We start from the raw sequence: 17,768 nt of genomic DNA, 5'->3' as shown, positions 1-17,768 counted from the left end.
TTGATTCGGTCTATTATGACAATGCATAACAATCATGATGATTAAACACTTGAAAGCGACGTTACGTCATCTTATATAATGCTATTTAGCAAACGTAAGGAGTGGTAAAAGTGAAAAACCGATTCATTATGCTTCTTGTCCTCGTCATGTTTTTTTTAAGCGCGTGCGGGCTCGCCAACGATGACGGAACCGAAGATTTTCAGAGCGTTTCCCTGAAGGATATAGATATCCTTCAGGTCGATCATGGTAGTGTTAAATTGAATGTGGAATCAGCGGATATTGACTCGCTGGAAGCGTCCCTGCTCTTGTACGACAATGGGCCGGGGATTGTCATGGATAAGAGTAAGCGAAAAATTAAAATTCGATTAAAAAACGATGTCAGTCGCCTATTAAAAATTGGACAGATGCCCCAGCTTCAAGTGCGCATTCCGTCTGATTATATGGGACAGGTGGTCGTTGACGGTTCTTCCGGTAGTGTTACGGCAAGAGAGCTACAAACCCGCAGCCTGCAAATTACCGGCAAGAGCGGCAACATCTCTCTTGATTTCGCGAAATTCCACAGCGACATTCGCGTTTCAGTCACAAGCGGCAATGTGAAGGTATCGTTAAATGAAGTCAATCCGGATGTCAGTTGGATCTTGCAATCGGGCAGCGGGAGGCGATCGATCACCATTCCTCTGGAGGACCATCGACAGAACAATAGAAAAACGGAAGGTCAATCGGGCAGTGGGTCATATGAGGTGCATCTCAAAACCAGTTCGGGAAATATATCAGTCCAATAAGACTGTTGCCCTCAACCGCTAGCTACATACATTAGCCAGCAGGTATCATTGGCTTCGCGAACTTGTTCGCAACGACGTCGACAAGGCGAGGTCACCAAATCCGAGCGATTAGTTTCCCGGCATTAAAGATGTTGCCATAATTTGATGCAGAGACGATCGCTAATCAGCATCGGGTTCTTACTGATTTCTTGAAAGAATGTTTTTACGATAAGCCTTATTTCATCCACTCATGAGAAAAAGACGTTATAAATAACGGCAGATTGTTGGCAAAGCCCCGTTTTTCAGGACTTTTGCTATATGGGTTAATAAAATCTGCTGCTTAAAGGAAATAGGGTACATAGGAAAAGAAGATCGCCTATCATCCTGCCTTCTTGGCCAGGATATTGGCGTTCTTCTTAATGTTCTGACATGTTGCGGTCATCAGTGCTTGTTGCTGTACCTTTTTGCGATCACGTTTCCTTAAGCATCGGACACTGCGCGCAATGCTTCGGATCTGATTTGTACTGCCTGTATCCTTCTCTGTCAGTCGTGCTGTATTTCAATTCGTGTTTCGGGGGGCATATATATACGTTCTTCTCGGCGTCGTATTTAAAACGCCACTTGGCAATTAAACTTTTGACAGGAGTGTAAGCTCTTCTACCGATGACAGCGTAAATTTATTTTTCTCCTGCAGCTTCTTACATATATGCGAAGTAAAATACCCGGCATCCAACGCAACAGCTTCCAACGAAGTTTTCAAACCTGAATTTTTTTACGATGTATTCTAGTCGAACTACTTAAGGCACGGAGTCATGGACATTGCCACTTAGAACGAAGCATAAGACCATCGCCTTTATGCATAGTTATATTACACTATATTAATGCGGTGAATTGGTAATGAAAATGTATATAAAAATAGCCTGCTGAGGTTTCTCAGCAGGCTGACGTTATAAATAACGGATTTTTTCAACCAAGCACAAAGCCCTTCAATAATGTTCAATTGAGGACTATGTGGAGGCAGAAAGACAAGTCCAAGTTGTTTTTCATTCTTTTTAAGAAACGGTTGAATTAGTTTTTTTGAATGAAGAATTCGAGCATTGTCCAAAATCATCACGGTTTTTCCTTGAGGGTATTTCGTTGACAATCTCTTCAAGAAAAGAAACACATAATCGAGCGTGCCCATTAACTTTGCGCCGCAATGCAACCAGGTAATTGGCCAATGTTTGGTAATCTCGAATCATACATTCATCTTCAAACAAGATCGTTCAATTTCGTGCCGAAGCAATTTTTATCTCTTCGAACTCTCGCTTGAAGGCCTCTAGTTTCTCTGGCTGACAAAATCAGAGTTATGCGCGGACAACGCGAAAAAAGCGGAGTTGACACAACTTATGAAGAAAGCTTTCCGGAACTTTAAGAAATTCGAGCGAAAAATCTCTACTAAGTTGAATTTCATTTTGTTTATTGATTGAAATATAAGGGTTACTTTTGACAAATGCTTTTATCTAATATTGTCCGGAAAAGGAATACCCACCTACTCCACCCTCAGCGTCATGATAAAGATAACTATAAAAACCCTCTAATTCTCCACTGGAGATTTAAACCATTTGAATGAAATTTTTCAATTTATTTCCCAGCAGCTCTTCTAACGTATTAGAGTAATCCCTTAGCTCATTAAAATTCATGCCGAACTCGTGTCTAAAAAGGTATAGATCATTTAATTAATATCCCCCAAGAATTCAAGTATGAACAGGCATCACGTACGTTGAAACGGCCGCTATGCATGATCATGTAGGCGAATAGAATATCCGCGACCTTCCCGGCATGTTGCCGGTAGGTTTCGACCCGATCCGCAATGAGTCCAAGGCGCTGAGCCACTCATCAGGCGGTTTATTTGTTCCTGTTTCGGATTACTGTGACTAACGCGATTATGCTTAAAACCAGTGCTGCTCCACTTACGATCCAAGTGGTTACTCCATAATGGATCATCAAACACATGCAATTTAAACAATAACAACCCTTAAGCGCAGTAAAGTTCAATTTCCCAAAAAATGAGCGGAATTAGGCCGATACCCTGTTCCATTAACCATTTGCCTACATAGATTATGATAGTGCTTAATAACAAAATACTACCACTTTACTTTATTCGCTGAGTTCAAACTTTTTCTGGGAATGGAGAGTGTTTATTATGACCTTCTTTAAATTCAAGCCTTCAAATGCACTTCCTGCTTCTATCTTTCCTCCACAAAGCTGTCCGAACATCTTCCCGCCTCCACCTTGCCCAACAATTATTGGGCCGACCGGACCTACTGGCCCAACGGGTGCGACAGGGGACAGGGGCGTGACGGGTGCAACAGGGAGCACAGGCGCTACTGGCCCTGCTGGAGGAGCTACCGGCGCTACTGGCGCTGCTGGCGCTGCTGGCGCTACTGGCGCTACTGGCGCTACTGGCGCTACCGGCGCTACCGGCGCTACCGGCGCTCCGGGAGCAGCAGGAGGAGTATTAGACTTTGCAGATTTCTTTGCGTTGATGCCTCCAAATAATGCAGCAACAGTTGCGGCCGGTACAGATGTGCAATTTCCACAAAATGGACCTACTAGTGGTGGGGGGATTTTCCGCACTAGTGCCTCTACATTTAACTTATCTGCAATTGGCACCTATCAGGTCTTATTTCAGGTAAGTGTGACCGAAGCGGGACAACTGGTTTTAACTCTCGATTCGGGAGGAGGAGCCATTCAACTAGCCTATACGGTGGTCGGGCGAGCAACCGGTACTTCTCAGCTAGTAGGGATAGCTCTTGTGACAACGACAGTTATCAATTCAATACTCACTGTAAGAAATCCTGCTACCGAATCCACGGCACTAACCATCACTCCTCTCGCTGGAGGAACAGAGCCTGTTTCAGCACACCTTGTTATCACACGACTCAGGTAGAAGAGTGCAACAGAATGGCATATTTCATAACAAACCAAGCTGCAGTCTGGTTTAGAAGGTAACGGCGATCGGATTGAACACAGAGGGGCAACCGGAGCGATCCACTTGGACCCAGACCACTTTATGTAGAGCTTGAATAGCCTATTTTCGAATTTCTAGCTCACCTCCGAGTACCTGGAACTTACGAGATCGGTGGTTTGGGAGCATGTACTCCGAATTAGAGGGAGTATCCGCATTTAAACAAATACAACGATACACGCCTGTTGATTAACCAAATTATGTAACACAAATAAGCATGTTTTGGCTATCCGTTTGAAGAAGATGAGATATACGTAAGTGCTATTCAACGGGCAGTTGTCCAAGATCAAGCAGGCGAGTAAACCGAGCAAATGACAGTACCACATATTGTGAAAGGATTGAACGTGATGCATCATACAGCGACTTTACCAACACATAGACGATGAGGGCCGTGTACAATTGACATAGACGGCATTTTCGGTCGTGCCAAATAGAGTGGGCACGTTCAAATGTTGCTTGATCCACCGGAAAAAGACTTCTATCTGCCAACGAGCTTTATACATCTGCGCAATTTGCTCCGCTGTAACCTGCATCCAATCAGTTGCGACCCGAATCTCTCTTCCCTCAAAATTACGAAACATCACCACACGATGACGCTTCGTGGAACGGCGTTGCTTCGTACCGAGTTGACACGTAATGTCCCGAACGCAGCAATTCCTTCGGAAACGTGAGTTTACGACGTGTCTTGGGATTACATTTGCGTACAAGAAGGTGAAAATACGCCTTGAGCACAGCAAAGAAACATCTGCAGCCTTCGTCGAGAAACAGGAGTAATGAACCGCCGACAACCCGCATCTTAAAACAGAGAAACTACATCTGGGGAACCTGCATGTATGGAATCCGCACGTGTATGAATTGCAGAGCACATGACCTATTATAACGAAGAACGATTTCAGTAAAGACTCGGCGACCGCACTCCGATTGAATACCGAGAAGCGATCCCCGCTTAGTGTATATTTCTTTTTTCACTGTCTACTTGAAGGGGCTATGACCATGGCTGATCGATGCTTCTTTTGGTTTTGATTGCTTGCGGGGTGAAGTAAGCTGTGGCTGCTCCAAGCAGAATCATGGCGCAACCAGAAAGGAAAAATACGCCCCCCACTTGAAACAATCCAGCGAGAAAGGCACCGATGGCAGGAGCTATTACAATGAAGCCATTTATGATTGCATTTCCGATACTGGATACACGCCCCATCATATGCTCCGGTGTCGATACTTGCAGTAAGTATCCGTAGCTAACCGTGATAAAAGCGATGCAGGCGCCTATCAATAACCAAATGGCGAACCACAATGAAAGCCAACTCGGTACGTATTGTAAGCTTCCTAATCCCGTAATTGCGATAAAAAATCCCAGAAATACGGCGGAGAAAGTCATCATAAGCACTTGGTTCAGCTGATTTCCATAGCGAGCGATTATTAGGGTACCGACGATGCTCCCTAGACCAACCGCACTTGTAAAAAACGCGAACTGTGTTTCCGTAAATCCCATGCCCTTAGCCAATAAGACGCTCAAGCTGTCAAACAAGAACAAATTGAAAAAAACGGCTCCGTTAAATATCATCAGGAGCAGCAGGATGTGTGTCTTCACAACGTAAGCGATGCCTTCTTTTAATTCGTTCCAGAAATTCGTTGTTGTGCCCTTCTGTTGGCATTCAGCATCTTGTGTAATCGCTCTCTGTTTACCGGAAGGCAAGTAGATGAGGATGAAGGCGGATAGTAGAAAGCTTATGCCATCAATGACGAATGCGGTCTGAGGGGTGGAATCTGCGAGAACAATACCGCCTAGTGCCGGTCCTAATACCTTGGAGAAGTTGACTGAAAACTGGCTGATCGCATTTGCTTGAAGGAGGATATCTTCTGGAACAAAGACTTTGATCGCGCTCTGTCTGGCGGGATCAAACAACGCATGAAAGATCCCTTTCACAATAACAAGTAAAAGAACGACATAAGCATTCGGAGCAACTACGAGACAAAATGCGAAAAGCGCGCGCAACAGATCGCAAACAACCATCACTCACTCCCCCCTCGCCGATGAGTGTGTCATAAGCCTTCGGCAAACGCTCAATAAACTCATGGCATTGGGCTGCCCTTGCTGCTGCGTATACTTCCTCTTTGGTTGCTGTCGGCCTGCCCGCCAGAATGATATTGTAGAGGGTGTCCGAGAACAGGAAGGTATCTTGGAACACAAAGGACATGGTATCCATCAGTTCGTTAGTTCTCATGTCTCGGATATCCACACCGCCAATGGCGATGCTTCCTTTCTGAACATCCCAAAACCGGGGGATAAGCTGGGCAATAGTAGATTTCCCGGAGCCGGAGGGGCCGACCAGCGCCGTGATTTCCCCCTGAGGTGCGGTAAAGTTTATTCCTTTCAACACCTCAATACCACCCTCGCCACCATACGAAAAGGACACCTCACTAAACCCGATGTCATGAGAGGAAGGCGGGTTGCCGGTCTTTTCTTTACCTATTTCATCCATGCGCTTGACCCCTTCGACAATGACCGAAAGGGTAGATGCAAAGCTGCTGAGTTTGAAAATCGGCGTGGAAATGCCTGGAGCCAAAACAAGGAAGAATATCAGGATTGCGGCAAAGGCCATGTTGTTGGGATCTCTGCTGATGAGTAACAGTCCGACAGGCAGAACAAAGGTTGCCAGTGATAAAATGACCACTTTAAAGGACACATAACCGTTTTGAAAATGATCGGTATACTTGACACTGAAATCGCGGTAACGAAGCATGTCATCATAGAACTTTCGAAACGAGCGCACCGTCTGGCCGAAGATTTTGATAGAGGGCATGCCCCGCACATACTGAATAGATGAGGTATTGATGTTTTCCAGCGCGTCAAAATACTCCTTCATCCCCGCCTTCGCTTTATTACCGGCCATCATGGAATACTGACAGATAAAACCAATCAACATGAGAATGACGCAGCATTTTTATTAAAGTAACCAAGCGGAAGAGAGCCGATGTGATCCGATAACTTTACTCTAATCCCATACAAGATGCGAAATGCAGCAATGTGCGAGCACATTCCCCCGACATACATAAAGAAATATACTAACATCATTGCCACAGCGCCCCCCACGGCCCATCTTATGACGTACGAGGCATCTATAGTGGAAATGTCCGAGCAGCGACTTTTTTTCACCCGCAAGCTCCAACAGTCGGGAAATACCTGTTTTCATTTTATGGTCCAATCGTTCTCACTCTTTCCTGTTCGTTTCTCATTTCCACCATATGGTCGCAGGCAAGCTCCATCAGAATCCTGTCGTGCGTAATGATGACAACGGTTTTTCCTGCCCGCGCAAGCTTTTTTGCCCATGCGGCAACTTTAAGCACACCATCGCCGTCGAGCCCGCTGGTCGGTTCGTCCAGCACGATCAGTTCCGCGTCTGAGCAGTAAGCCGCAGCCATGGTGACCCGCTGCTTCTCTCCCCCGGACAGGGACGCGGGATGCCTGTCCCGAAGCGCTCTTAGATCAAAGGTGTCCATCGCTTCATAGGCCCTCAAGCGGAGCTCATCATTCAGACGCCTGCCCAGTACAATTTCATTCCCCACGCTATCGGCATAGATCTGGTAGTCCGCATCCTGCATCACCAAATAACTCAAGCTGCGCCTTCCTGCTGCTGAGCGTTTCTTCCCTCCGTAATAGACTTCTCCGCGTTGCTGCCGCATAAGACCACAAAGCACTTTGCCCAGCGTCGTTTTTCCAACGCCGTTCTCTCCGGTCAGTGCGGTAACGCTGCCCGTCCTCAGGGTAATATCCAGCCCTTTCATGGGCTTACACGTTTTTCGATAAGCATAAGACAACGATTTCCCTTCCCAAACATAACGAGATGCATCGTTGTTCGTATTCTCATGGATGTTTACCCGAGTCATATCCGGATGGCGCAGCCCATACGGCTTCACGTCCTCATAGCGAAGTGCCGCAAAATCATCCTTTGTCCAAATTCGAGCGATTGTCCCCTTTTCGATTAACACGTAACGGTCAACCACATCTAAAAAAGCGTGCAGCCTGTGCTCGCTAATGATCAGCGTCGTACCAGACTGCTTAAGCTGTAAGAGGATCTGCACCAGATCGGAAGTTGCTTTCTCATCCAGGTTGGCGCTCGGTTCGTCCAGTATCAATAGCTTCGGAGACAATATCGTTGCCGCGGCAATGGCTGCCTTTTGCTTTTGCCCGCTTGAGAGGCTATCCAAGGGACGATCCAGCAAATGCGGAATCTTCATACGAGCTGCTGCAGCTTGAACGAGAGTTCGGATTTCGGTAGACTCTATTCCCAAATTTTCTCCCGAGAAAGCCAACTCATCACCCACAAGAGACATAAAGAATTGGCTTCGCGGATCCTGAAATACGGAACCCGTGAGCCTTGTCTTCTCTTCCGGGAGAAAAGAAGCTATGGGCTTGCCTGACACATGCACAGTGCCTGTCAGCTTCCCGGGATAGAATTGGGGTGCAAGACCATTAATCATGCGCAGAATCGTGCTCTTCCCACAGCCGGATCGTCCGCAAAGCACGACACATTCGCCTTCTTCAATCGATAGATGAAGGTCGGTTACACCCTCCGTCTCACTGGGATCCTCAACATCGCTTTCGTATGTAAAGCCAGCTGCTATAAGCTCAATCATTTTGTCCTCCTAAAACGCTACATAACTACGTATATTCCTGTTGCTAGAATAAAAAACATCAATATCGCGAGACCATCCACCGTCCTGAATCCAACCGGATACGCACTGCTCCGAGTGACGGTACATTCGATGCCCCGAAGTACAGCCGACGCGGCCAACTCGGAAGACAGCTTTAGACAGCGCACAACAAGCGGCATCAAAAAGCATTCATAGGCTAACGCTGGTTGTCGCAGCACACTGTACCAATGCTGAAAAATTCCCCGTGCACGCATGCCATTCCGAATCGAAACCATTTCCTGCACAATGACTGGAAAGAAGCGAATCAGGATACAGATGGTAATAATCAGATTCTTCGGCAAACGCATGCGTTCAAATGCACACATCATAACGCTTGGTGAAGAGGCCATAAGTGCGGAAGCAATCATCATCAATGGAATCATTGTGCTAAAGGTATAAAAAATAATAACGAAGGTTCCAAGCGCAGTACCGCCTAACGCAATGACAGCCGCTTTGAAGCAAACAAACAGAAGCCCATATTGAAATGCTTTTTTAAACAAGCCGAGAACCACTAAATAAAGCATACCCAATAGCATGATAGCAATGGATTGAGCATGAGAAGCCGCAATAAGTGCCAGAATGCTCATAAGAAGCAGAATAAGCAAATGCGTGCGCGGATCCAGCCTTACCTTCTTGATGCGCAAATTCAATCTATTACCCTCCTGCCGCTAGATCAGCTTTGCTTTCTTGATGTGCCTGTTCAGGAATTTATCCCCTATTAAACAACCAAGTACCGACCCTGCTAAGGTGACGAGGACCATCACAGCTATCATGCTGGGAGTTTCGTAGTAATAGAACATCGTATCCATGGCCTCCTGCGTATAGCTGGCAGAATAGATTTCGATCATTTTCTGCTTGAAGAAGATTAGGGGAAGTACGGCGCATAGCGCAAAGCCTGCAAAAAAGATGCTGTATCCAACTGCATTGCGCTTCCAATTGCGGTAACTGTCCTTGCCGATCATGGCAAGCTCACCGATGATGCCAAAACCGAGCAAAAAAAGCATATTGATCAGTCCCATCGCCAAAAAAAACAACACGGAGATTGTCGCACAAGCAAATAACACACCGCGTCTGGAAATTTTCCCTGCCATAACTATATAGAGGGGGCCGCATAACAAAGCCATTATGCCTGGTCCTGCGAGATAGGCAACCGCTGGTGTAAACAGCATAGAAGCGCCCATGGATACAGTCGTCATAATAATCATAATTACAATGTTAAAAATCACGCAGGTGACAACATCCTTAATCCCCCACCGATTTTGTTGTGTACCTATGTTTTGAACACTTAACTCTTGCATACCTGTTAGTCTCCTCTCAATTTTGCAATAGATCATATTTTTTTGATGTATTGATTCACTCTCGGTTTATTGAGAATGATTCTCTATAGGATAGTATGCGGGATACCTTTCAGAATCCGTTAACACTTTACGGAACAAAATAAATAGAAAACGGATTATTTTTGCATAAAAAAACTGCCAGCACTTGCTGACAGCAGCGTTAAATCTGTTTATTCAAAATGTTTACTTTGCGACATGACGTAAATATTCTCCCGGGTTAATCCCGAATTTCTTACGAAAAGATAATGTAAAAAAGCTCAAATTTCCATAGCCGACCAAAAACGCGGCATCACTGACCGAAACTCCTTTTTCTTCAAAAAGAAGGCGTGCTGTTTCCAATCGTTGATCAATCACGTACGCATGCACCGATTTTCCATACATCTCCTTAAATCCTTTTTTCAGCTTGCATTCATTCAAGCTAACCATCTTGGAAAGATCGTTCAAGGTTAGCGAAGCGGCAATATTTTGATCCAAGATTTCCTTGGTTTTGCGAATGCTGCTCATATCTTGTTTGGAAAGATTCACGGAACGATGATTTATCCCATTTTGCCAAACGACCTCTCCCACATATGTAGCGATCAGCTCAAGTATTTTACCTTCCATATAGACGCTTCTCAGTGATTTGTCATACGGGCAATTCCGGATCTGCTGAAGAATCACCTTGACCGCCGGTGTCATTGGATATTTCCCAAAAATCTCATACCTGTTTTCTTTAACGGCATGATTATGTTCTTTATAAATGTTTTGCAGGATCGTATGAAATGCAACGGGATGAACTTTCACACCCATAAATCGGTATATTTTTTCAGGCTCTACGATAGATTTTTCCTTGCCTTTTGCGTTGTTGATCAAAAAGCACTCGTTCGTTTCAAAATCAAATCGGTTTTTCATTCCTTGTACATTCCAATTCCAATGAGCCCCCTCTCCCAAACAAAAAAACAGATCCACAGAGGCAGTGCTTGAAACCGATTCAACATCTATCTTCTGATGAAACATCATCTCAAAGTCCGTTATTTGAATTCTGTCGTTAGAAGAGAGCACTCTGGCGTATCCTTTACCGAGCTCTTCGGAAATCGCATATTCGCATTTTCCGGATTCTCCTTCACGTCTAAAACCTTCACGAATCGAGGATCTCTCAATTACGAATGGTTCGATCTCATCTGTGTGTTGCAATTTAGCCTCAGACATATGTCGCACGCCACTTCCTTTACCTTTATGAATGCTATGCTGCTCTTATTTTATATGATAATGATTATCATTGTCTATTAGTTGCCTTGCTTTTCAGGAATGATCTAACAAAAAAAAGCCGGATCGCATATTCAATCCGCGCTCCGGCTTGCATCAACACTTCTATTTATTACACTCACTAGCGTCCTCAAACTTCAAACCGTCCTTTATTTCAGCCGCTTGCCGCCTACACCCGCTTCCTCCAGAATCTTCTTCAGCCGTTTGATTCGCTCATCCAACAGTTTGAATGAAGCTATCTCTGCTCGAGCTTTTTTCGATGTTTGGCTAGCCGCTGGGCCAGATGGTCATTCCCCATTAATTTTGATGCCTTTATCGTTTTATCATAGAGAATCAATCCCATATTTTCTACCGATTTGGAAATACCATTTTCAGCCTTGGAGATTGCCGCGATATTGTTCCCAATATCTTAACTGGGTCAAATTTTCCTTGCTCCATTCGGTTTGCTCCGCGATCCATAACTCGATGAACCAATGTTCATATTCCTTCTCGGCCAGTTCATTCGCCAGCCTGATACAGTCATCTAAAGTCAATTCGTCCAGCTTAAACAATCGATTATCATCGATATACTCCAAATCAATGCTATAAAAGGTATCAAAATTCGCTTCCTTAGCCTGTATAAATAACGCCTCGTCTTCTTCACGCTCATATGTTTTCAGCAGAAACTAAGCTAGATGCAGCGCGTCGCCGGCACCTTGAAAAGAGTTCGTCTCCCGGTCTATGATCTTCTGAATAAGCAAATGGCGAATGAGCAGCTCAAATTCCGGTTCGCTGCGCTGCTCACTCCAAGAAATCGCAAGCAGCACACGGAATCTGTTCGTATAGTTGGCATCGCTTGTACCCCATTCTTCATCATACTGCTCCAGATAATCCACTCCCGAATAATCCGCATCCGGTTCGAATAAATGCGACAACGTTACAAAGTAGGGAGCTATCATTTGCCGGATCAAATCTTTATAATTGGCATCCATGATTCCTCTTCCTTTACTGGCTGGAATTTGTCATTAAATTTTTTAGTGCGTTCATAAAGCATACCTAATTGTTCTGCATTAGAGGGCGCACCCCCTCCTCTTGCTAATTTCACTATGTAGATCGAATTGTTAGCAGCCGGGTTAGCCAGTTGCAGCCGATAAAAGCCTTGATAGCAATTGCTGCTTCTCTCCTTTTGCTTTGGCGGCGACAGCTCGAAGCTTGTCCACTCCACCCCACAAAATATAGACTATATGCTCCACTTCATACTGCTGCAAACCACTGATCTTATCAAGCAGCAGCCTTAAATTATCTTCCTCCTCCACGGCCGCTTTGATCTTCAGCTTCATTGAGTCCGTACCATGCAGTAAGCACGCAACAAGCGTGGACATAGTCTCCGCATTCACGCCATGCTGTTCTACGAATGCAGCCGTGAAGAAATTTTGAACAGACTGGTGCTCTTCGTCGACTGCTGCCATATAATCCTCCACTAGCGCAAAATAGCTCTGATCCGCCAACCCGAGGCCAAAGACCGCATAGCTGCCTGGCATGCAGTTCTTTTCCCCCTCCGTATCCTCATACCATTCAAATTGTTCCATCGCTACACGAGCATACTCTTCCAACATAGGGTGCAAACTCGGATATTCCATCACGTTGGCAAAGAAACGATGCGTACCCGACTTCGCTAACCCTTTGATAGGCAAAAACTGCTTCACACTGGATTTCAGCTTAATTTGATAGCTTTTAGGGAAGCTTTGTGTTAGCAATCGGCAAATAAATCGGATAGCACGCGCATAGCTCTCTTCGGCTTCTTGCTTAATGGCGATGCTTACCGTAGCGAAGACATCGTTAGCCTTGCATTCCACATATTCGTCTCTGAAATAAACAACTTCCTTGGCTAACGTTCCGCTGCCTTCCTTCATGAAGCGCGATGCCCGGATGCTTCCCAGCTCAACGGCCCGTTCCAGAAAAGCAAGCCCCTTGCTTCTGCTGTAAGCAGGCTCGTATTTAATAATTGCCACCGCTGTATATAATAGCAGCTCAATCGGTCCTTGCTCGGTGCTTTCTAGCTGGATATCGCTTTTTCTTGTATACTCTTTTTGATTCCACTGTGTTCCCTGAATATCAAAATAACGGGGAAGAAATTTTTTCTCCACCCAATTTCGCAACGCATTCACAATCTTCGTACGATGCTCCGCAAGTTGCTGTTTATTCCCTTTGTTCAACTCCTGAATCTTGTCGAAGATGGATATGATCCGGCCTGCATCCTGATCGGGAAATAACCCCTCATCCAGCAGATGCCTGGAGAGAAAGAACGTTTCCAAAGGTTTGGTAGGCGTCTTCCCCGCTTCGAGCTTCGTCTGGATATAAGATGCGATTCGTTTCAGCAGCTGCTCCTTCTTCATCTCATCGACATACTCAAGAATAGGGAGCTTCACCTCACCCCCCTGCATGCGAAACCTGCCCCAGAACGTAAATTGGTAATTGATCAATGCCGAGTGCTGAAGACTATTTAATTTCTGCTGCATGAATAGGGCAAGCTGGGGTGTAATCTGCTCCCTGACTTGTTCCTCGGACAGAAGCTCGGCAGACTCTCCCGGTCTGTTCTTCACTTTTGGCGACATAAAATCAAGTTCAGAATCCGTAACACTGATTTTACCCTTGGCATACTCCAGTAGGGCATAATCGTGAATCCCGACTTGAAGCGAGGTGCGCTTCGCAATTCCTTCAACATCCTTGTCACCGATATAATCAAACCATTCGTTAATGGACGCTTTCATTTCATCTAAAATTGTATCCGTCATGATCTCCACGTTATTTGCCGACTCCCATCATTGTTTATCCTGTTGTTTCTCGCTAATTCTTTAAATCTTAGCATATAATTCAGGATGAATAAATGCCGCCACATCCTCATACAGATCGGCAAGTTGAAGACCGCCATTTATTGCACTTGTATATTCAGCTACCATCACATTCCCGGTTTTTATGGCACTGACATTTTGAAGTCTTTCGTTTGAAATGAGTTTGTTTCTCGTCGCTTCGCTATCGGGTTCCTGAAATTCCGTAATAATAATTTTCTCTGGATTAGCGGCAATGATTGCCTCGATTGACAACTCCATATATCCATCCTTCGACAATTTCATATACTCCCCTCCTGCACCTTCAATCATTTCATCAATCATGCACCATGAAGGCGGATAGTAATAATAGGTATCACGTGCACCACCGATAAACAGTACTTTCGGAATTTCTTCAACCGCTCCAGCGATTTTCTTCACCTGATCGAATCTAGCTTCCTGCTCTTTCAAATAAGCATCAGTCTTGTCTTCCACATTAAAAGTCGAACCAAAATTTTTGATTTCCTTAAAATATTCCTCCATACTACGCCCGACTGTAAAGTTAACAGCAGAGACTACCGGAATTCCACGGTCATTCCAAAAAGAAATGTCCCCCAGTAAATCTTCTTTAAATGCAGAGGAAATAGAGTAAATAAGATCGGGCTGCAGAGCAAGCACAGATTCTTTGGACGGCCACGATTCTGTAATAAGAGGCAATTGTGCAATTTGATCTGCATATTTGGAGAAGGATTGATCCGGATATCCTATGCCGACGACTTTTTCCTTTTGCCCAAATTCAATCATAAGTTCAGCTACGGCTGATCCGACTACTACAACCCTTTTGGGTTCTTCTTTAATGGTTTGGGTTATCTCTTTCCCTTCATTCGTATAAACCTTGATCGAGACGGGATAATGATCGTCGTCACCGCTTATTGATTGCAGGGCTTCGCCCTTCTTTTCTATGGCACTTTCCATCCCACTTGCCGGACCAGATGCTGTCTGCGTACACGCTGTACACCATACAATCATCATCATAAGCAAAATAACCCCGCTTCTTTTCATCAAGAACACTCCTCGTTGTGTATTTATCTCACCCGATCGAAAGCTTCGCTTTGGCCGAATGATTCATGATAATGATTATCATTTACATTGATATTTTTATCTACCTGTTGCAGGAGGTTCTCTCCCTATTAAGGGAGCGGATTCAAAAAAAAGCTTCAAGCAGAAGGTCATCTGGGAAATGAAAATACCGTTGGCTTGGCTTTCTAGATAGGAGGGCCCCCGTTTAGCAGTAATATGACTTTCTCGCCCCTTTCTTTCCATGGATCGAATGAACAAAAAAGATGCCTTAGGACGGCATCTTCTTGTTATGATATTTCCAATGAAACAGCAGCATCCGCTTGCATTGGCTAAAGTTGATTAGAGATAATTATCTCGGTCACTCTTAATCCTTTAACCTTTCAGAACACTCACTCACCGTTGAACAACCATTGCAACGCTTCCGGCACATAACGCACCCCTCGTTCAAATGAATGATAATCACTCTCGTAAATATCCTGACGCGCCGTGTGCTCCGTAGTAAAGCCGTGCTGCAGCAAATAGTCGTAGACTGTCTTGGTGTTCGGCACCATCCACTGCTGACCATTAGTCCTTCCGCTTCCTTCGGCGTGTCCGACATTCATATACAAGCGTTGTCCCGTATCTTGAATCGAAAACTGCTGTACCCATTCCACAATGCCAGGGAACCAGAAAGACCCGGAGAAGCTGCCGATTCTGCCAAATACATTAGGATACAGCATCCCCGTGTAGAAAGAGATGAGCCCGCCCAGCGAAAATCCCATAATGCCCGTATGTTTGTGATCCGTCAGCGTACGATATTTGCTGTCTATATAAGGCTTCAGCTCATTAGCGAGATAAGCAGCATAAGTAGAGGCATGACCGCCAAACATACGTTCCGGATCAAATACATTAGGCGAAACAAACGGCGTATATTCGTCATTGCGATCAAACGACGCGACTCCGACAAATATGATGCCCGGCAGCTCCTGCTTGGCTGTTAATTCCCTAACCGCTTGCAGGGCGTTGCTATCCTGCGGATCAATTAAATCTCCGCTATCTTGCAAATAAACAACTGGGTAGCGCTGCTCACTCTCGTCATATCCCTCAGGTAAATAAATGAATAACTGACGCTCTTGGAATGTATCCTGCACTATCAATGACTGCACGCCGAATCCTCCTCATTTTCAATCATGTACATGTTCTTGGCCAGCATTCTGACTCCATAAGTCAGAATGCGGATCAACTGATTCGTGGTATGCTCAATAGCCAGCGGTCCTTGCGTGCTGAAAGATACATCCAGCGGAAAGACATGGTATCTTTTTTACCGCCTTCAAAGACTTCCATACCTTACTCTTATTCAGCTCCGTCACATGGGCATCGAAGTCTTCCACATGATCAACTATATAAATATAATCTGGATCAAGCATTGTCACGCCTTCCAACGATACAATATCCCCTTCACGGATGCGCGATTCCATAGGATAATAAGATCATTCAGGATCATCGTTACAGCCTCTCCTCATGGGTAAACGATTGGATGATTGTTAGCAAGCGAATGCTAGCACACCTGTACTAATTATAATTGATAAAGATTCTCAATATCAATGTATTTTGATTAGCTTTGGCACAGCTCGACATCAAGCAAGGACATCCACACTGTACATGCTGACAATTTGGGTCACTTCCGTACCTTTCAACCCGTACGCCCTGCAAACAAAGAAGCCGCCAATTCCACTGTTACAGCGGGTTGACAGCTTCATTTGGATGAGTTGATCTTTACGCAAGCTGTCCACAATAAAGTCAAGCTGCTTATCTAACGAATATATGTCATTATAATAGGATAGGCCAAAGCTAATCTCGATTAGCCGCCCTTCCGTCACAGCCGGAATGCTATTCCAGAGGGCGTTATCCGACAAGTCCTCCATTCCTATATACGCAGAGCGGACCGGATCAAGCGCAAGCACCGCCTCAGGACTCGGCTCGAACCATTCGCCCCTGATTCCATAGTACAAGCTGTTCACTTAACCGTATTTGTGTCCGTTCAACTCCTTGGCAAACATTGGCGACCCGTTCATCGATTGTATCATCTATCCATTATATTGATAACAGTTCTCATTATCAATAGTCGAGCCGCCCCCCGTCTGTTTCCCCACCTAGAATCCAAGCGAGGACTGATTATCTGTTATTTTGGGATTAGCCATGTATATTTGCTCATGTATTGTTACATGATACATTATGAAAAAAGACTGATTAAAATTTAAATAAAGGAGCGAAACGAATGTCTGTTGATGTTTATCTTAATTTCAATGGGAACTGCCGCGAAGCTGTAGAGTATTACGCACAAGTTTTTCGCACGGAACAACCGCAAATCATGACCTTTGGCGAGACACCGCCAGACCCTAATTTCACACTTCCGGAGGAAGCGAAAAATTTAGTCATGCACACACGGCTTAACATTCAAGGCAGCAATGTAATGTTTTCCGATGTTTTTCCCGGCATGCCTTTTATTGCGGGTAACAACATAAGCCTTGCGATTGTCAGCAAGAACCTGGAAGAAATTCAATCGTATTTTCATCAATTGAAAGAAGGCGGCAAGGTCGGCATGGACCTCCAAGAAACGTTCTGGAGCAAATGCTACGGCAGCGTAACGGACAAGTTCGGGATTGAATGGCAATTTAACTATGACAGTGGAGAAACGGGAATGTAATGGATTGCCAATCATTCTGTAAATACAAAGGATATGGACCTTTTTTTGCGCAGACAAGCCAAGGCTCTGTATCCTTTTTTCTTCCCTCACACTATCCACCTTTATTATGGCAATGAGAAGCTTGCTTTCCCTCCCTGCTGTTTGTATAAT

The 17,768-nt window shown here is 45.0% G+C and carries 15 protein-coding genes and 3 pseudogenes; 3 read left to right on the top strand and 15 right to left on the bottom strand.

The genetic code is table 11. From position 1 onward, the window contains the following. Nucleotides 1-110: 110 nt before the first annotated feature. Nucleotides 111-782 (top strand): DUF4097 family beta strand repeat-containing protein, encoded by a 672-nt coding sequence (locus tag A372_RS0129800; RefSeq protein ID WP_019424602.1) that lies wholly within the window; start codon nucleotides 111-113, stop codon nucleotides 780-782. 455 nt (nucleotides 783-1,237) lie between these two features. Here the strand turns inward: A372_RS0129800 and A372_RS38925 are convergent. After that, nucleotides 1,238-1,597 (bottom strand): annotated as a pseudogene (locus A372_RS38925) (IS5/IS1182 family transposase); the annotation flags it as partial. A gap of 107 nt (nucleotides 1,598-1,704) precedes the next feature. Next, nucleotides 1,705-2,023 (bottom strand): annotated as a pseudogene (locus tag A372_RS35045) (transposase); the annotation flags it as partial. Between the two features lie 1,083 nt (nucleotides 2,024-3,106). Between A372_RS35045 and A372_RS38085 the strand changes: the two are divergent. Further along, complete coding sequence (locus tag A372_RS38085; RefSeq protein WP_192813646.1) at nucleotides 3,107-3,265, top strand: hypothetical protein; 159 nt, start codon at nucleotides 3,107-3,109, stop codon at nucleotides 3,263-3,265. Nucleotides 3,266-4,035: 770 nt separating this feature from the next. On the opposite strand, the pseudogene A372_RS36830 reads toward A372_RS38085, so the two are convergent. The 13 genes and pseudogenes from A372_RS36830 to A372_RS38140 form a co-directional block, all read right to left on the bottom strand. Further along, nucleotides 4,036-4,412: pseudogene (locus A372_RS36830) on the bottom strand (transposase); the annotation flags it as partial. 344 nt (nucleotides 4,413-4,756) lie between these two features. Continuing rightward, nucleotides 4,757-5,782, bottom strand: a complete 1,026-nt coding sequence (locus A372_RS0129775) for an MFS transporter (protein WP_083858974.1) — start codon at nucleotides 5,780-5,782, stop codon at nucleotides 4,757-4,759. Further along, the gene (locus A372_RS35040; protein WP_019424596.1) at nucleotides 5,667-6,695 is read right to left on the bottom strand and encodes an ATP-binding cassette domain-containing protein; all 1,029 of its coding nucleotides are present in this window, start codon (nucleotides 6,693-6,695) and stop codon (nucleotides 5,667-5,669) included. Before A372_RS35040 ends, A372_RS0129775 begins: the two co-directional genes overlap by 116 nt. Before the next feature lie 268 nt (nucleotides 6,696-6,963). Further along, nucleotides 6,964-8,406 carry an ABC transporter ATP-binding protein gene (locus tag A372_RS0129765; RefSeq protein WP_019424595.1) on the bottom strand — a complete coding sequence of 481 codons (1,443 nt, stop codon included), beginning with the start codon at nucleotides 8,404-8,406 and terminating at the stop codon, nucleotides 6,964-6,966. Between the two features lie 17 nt (nucleotides 8,407-8,423). Next, nucleotides 8,424-9,113, bottom strand: coding sequence for an energy-coupling factor transporter transmembrane component T family protein (locus A372_RS0129760; RefSeq protein ID WP_019424594.1), 690 nt, complete (start codon nucleotides 9,111-9,113; stop codon nucleotides 8,424-8,426). 18 nt (nucleotides 9,114-9,131) lie between these two features. Further along, nucleotides 9,132-9,761, bottom strand: coding sequence for an MptD family putative ECF transporter S component (locus tag A372_RS0129755; RefSeq protein WP_019424593.1), 630 nt, complete (start codon nucleotides 9,759-9,761; stop codon nucleotides 9,132-9,134). A gap of 222 nt (nucleotides 9,762-9,983) precedes the next feature. Continuing rightward, nucleotides 9,984-10,988 (bottom strand): helix-turn-helix domain-containing protein, encoded by a 1,005-nt coding sequence (locus tag A372_RS38920; protein ID WP_019424592.1) that lies wholly within the window; start codon nucleotides 10,986-10,988, stop codon nucleotides 9,984-9,986. Between the two features lie 428 nt (nucleotides 10,989-11,416). Then, a complete protein-coding gene (locus tag A372_RS35700; RefSeq protein ID WP_157259823.1) occupies nucleotides 11,417-11,596 on the bottom strand; it encodes a hypothetical protein in 180 nt (59 codons plus the stop codon). A 114-nt stretch (nucleotides 11,597-11,710) separates the two neighbouring features. Continuing rightward, entirely contained in the window at nucleotides 11,711-12,016 is a 306-nt protein-coding gene (locus A372_RS35695; RefSeq protein ID WP_019424590.1) for a hypothetical protein, read from the bottom strand. 141 nt (nucleotides 12,017-12,157) lie between these two features. Further along, nucleotides 12,158-13,819 carry a DUF6138 family protein gene (locus tag A372_RS0129735; RefSeq protein ID WP_237728684.1) on the bottom strand — a complete coding sequence of 554 codons (1,662 nt, stop codon included), beginning with the start codon at nucleotides 13,817-13,819 and terminating at the stop codon, nucleotides 12,158-12,160. 60 nt (nucleotides 13,820-13,879) lie between these two features. Continuing rightward, the gene (locus tag A372_RS0129730) at nucleotides 13,880-14,914 is read right to left on the bottom strand and encodes an ABC transporter substrate-binding protein (protein ID WP_019424588.1); all 1,035 of its coding nucleotides are present in this window, start codon (nucleotides 14,912-14,914) and stop codon (nucleotides 13,880-13,882) included. Nucleotides 14,915-15,321: 407 nt separating this feature from the next. Then, on the bottom strand, nucleotides 15,322-16,077 hold the full coding sequence (locus A372_RS0129725) for an alpha/beta hydrolase (RefSeq protein WP_019424587.1): 756 nt from the start codon (nucleotides 16,075-16,077) through the stop codon (nucleotides 15,322-15,324). Nucleotides 16,078-16,548: 471 nt separating this feature from the next. Further along, the gene (locus A372_RS38140) at nucleotides 16,549-16,923 is read right to left on the bottom strand and encodes a hypothetical protein (RefSeq protein ID WP_202803280.1); all 375 of its coding nucleotides are present in this window, start codon (nucleotides 16,921-16,923) and stop codon (nucleotides 16,549-16,551) included. Nucleotides 16,924-17,189: 266 nt separating this feature from the next. On the opposite strand from A372_RS38140, the gene A372_RS0129710 reads away from it, so the two are divergent. Further along, nucleotides 17,190-17,618 (top strand): VOC family protein, encoded by a 429-nt coding sequence (locus A372_RS0129710; RefSeq protein ID WP_019424584.1) that lies wholly within the window; start codon nucleotides 17,190-17,192, stop codon nucleotides 17,616-17,618. Nucleotides 17,619-17,768: the final 150 nt, after the last annotated feature.

The organism is Paenibacillus sp. OSY-SE (assembly GCF_000283315.1).
GTDB classification, from domain to species: domain Bacteria; phylum Bacillota; class Bacilli; order Paenibacillales; family Paenibacillaceae; genus Paenibacillus_B; species Paenibacillus_B profundus.
The sequence above is the reverse complement of the archived record's forward strand: the minus strand, read 5'-3'. Positions and strand labels throughout refer to the sequence as shown.

Bases quoted from the DNA above. Each gene is read 5' to 3' on its own strand.
- A372_RS38920 (WP_019424592.1), bottom strand. From the start codon at position 10,988: ATGTCTGAGGCTAAATTGCAACACACAGATGAGATCGAACCATTCGTA.
- A372_RS0129765 (WP_019424595.1), bottom strand. From the start codon at position 8,406: ATGATTGAGCTTATAGCAGCTGGCTTTACATACGAAAGCGATGTTGAG.
- A372_RS0129730 (WP_019424588.1), bottom strand. From the start codon at position 14,914: ATGAAAAGAAGCGGGGTTATTTTGCTTATGATGATGATTGTATGGTGT.
- A372_RS35040 (WP_019424596.1), bottom strand. From the start codon at position 6,695: ATGTTGATTGGTTTTATCTGTCAGTATTCCATGATGGCCGGTAATAAA.
- A372_RS0129775 (WP_083858974.1), bottom strand. From the start codon at position 5,782: ATGGTTGTTTGCGATCTGTTGCGCGCGCTTTTCGCATTTTGTCTCGTA.
- A372_RS0129735 (WP_237728684.1), bottom strand. From the start codon at position 13,819: ATGACGGATACAATTTTAGATGAAATGAAAGCGTCCATTAACGAATGG.
- A372_RS35695 (WP_019424590.1), bottom strand. From the start codon at position 12,016: ATGGATGCCAATTATAAAGATTTGATCCGGCAAATGATAGCTCCCTAC.
- A372_RS0129755 (WP_019424593.1), bottom strand. From the start codon at position 9,761: ATGCAAGAGTTAAGTGTTCAAAACATAGGTACACAACAAAATCGGTGG.
- A372_RS0129710 (WP_019424584.1), top strand. From the start codon at position 17,190: ATGTCTGTTGATGTTTATCTTAATTTCAATGGGAACTGCCGCGAAGCT.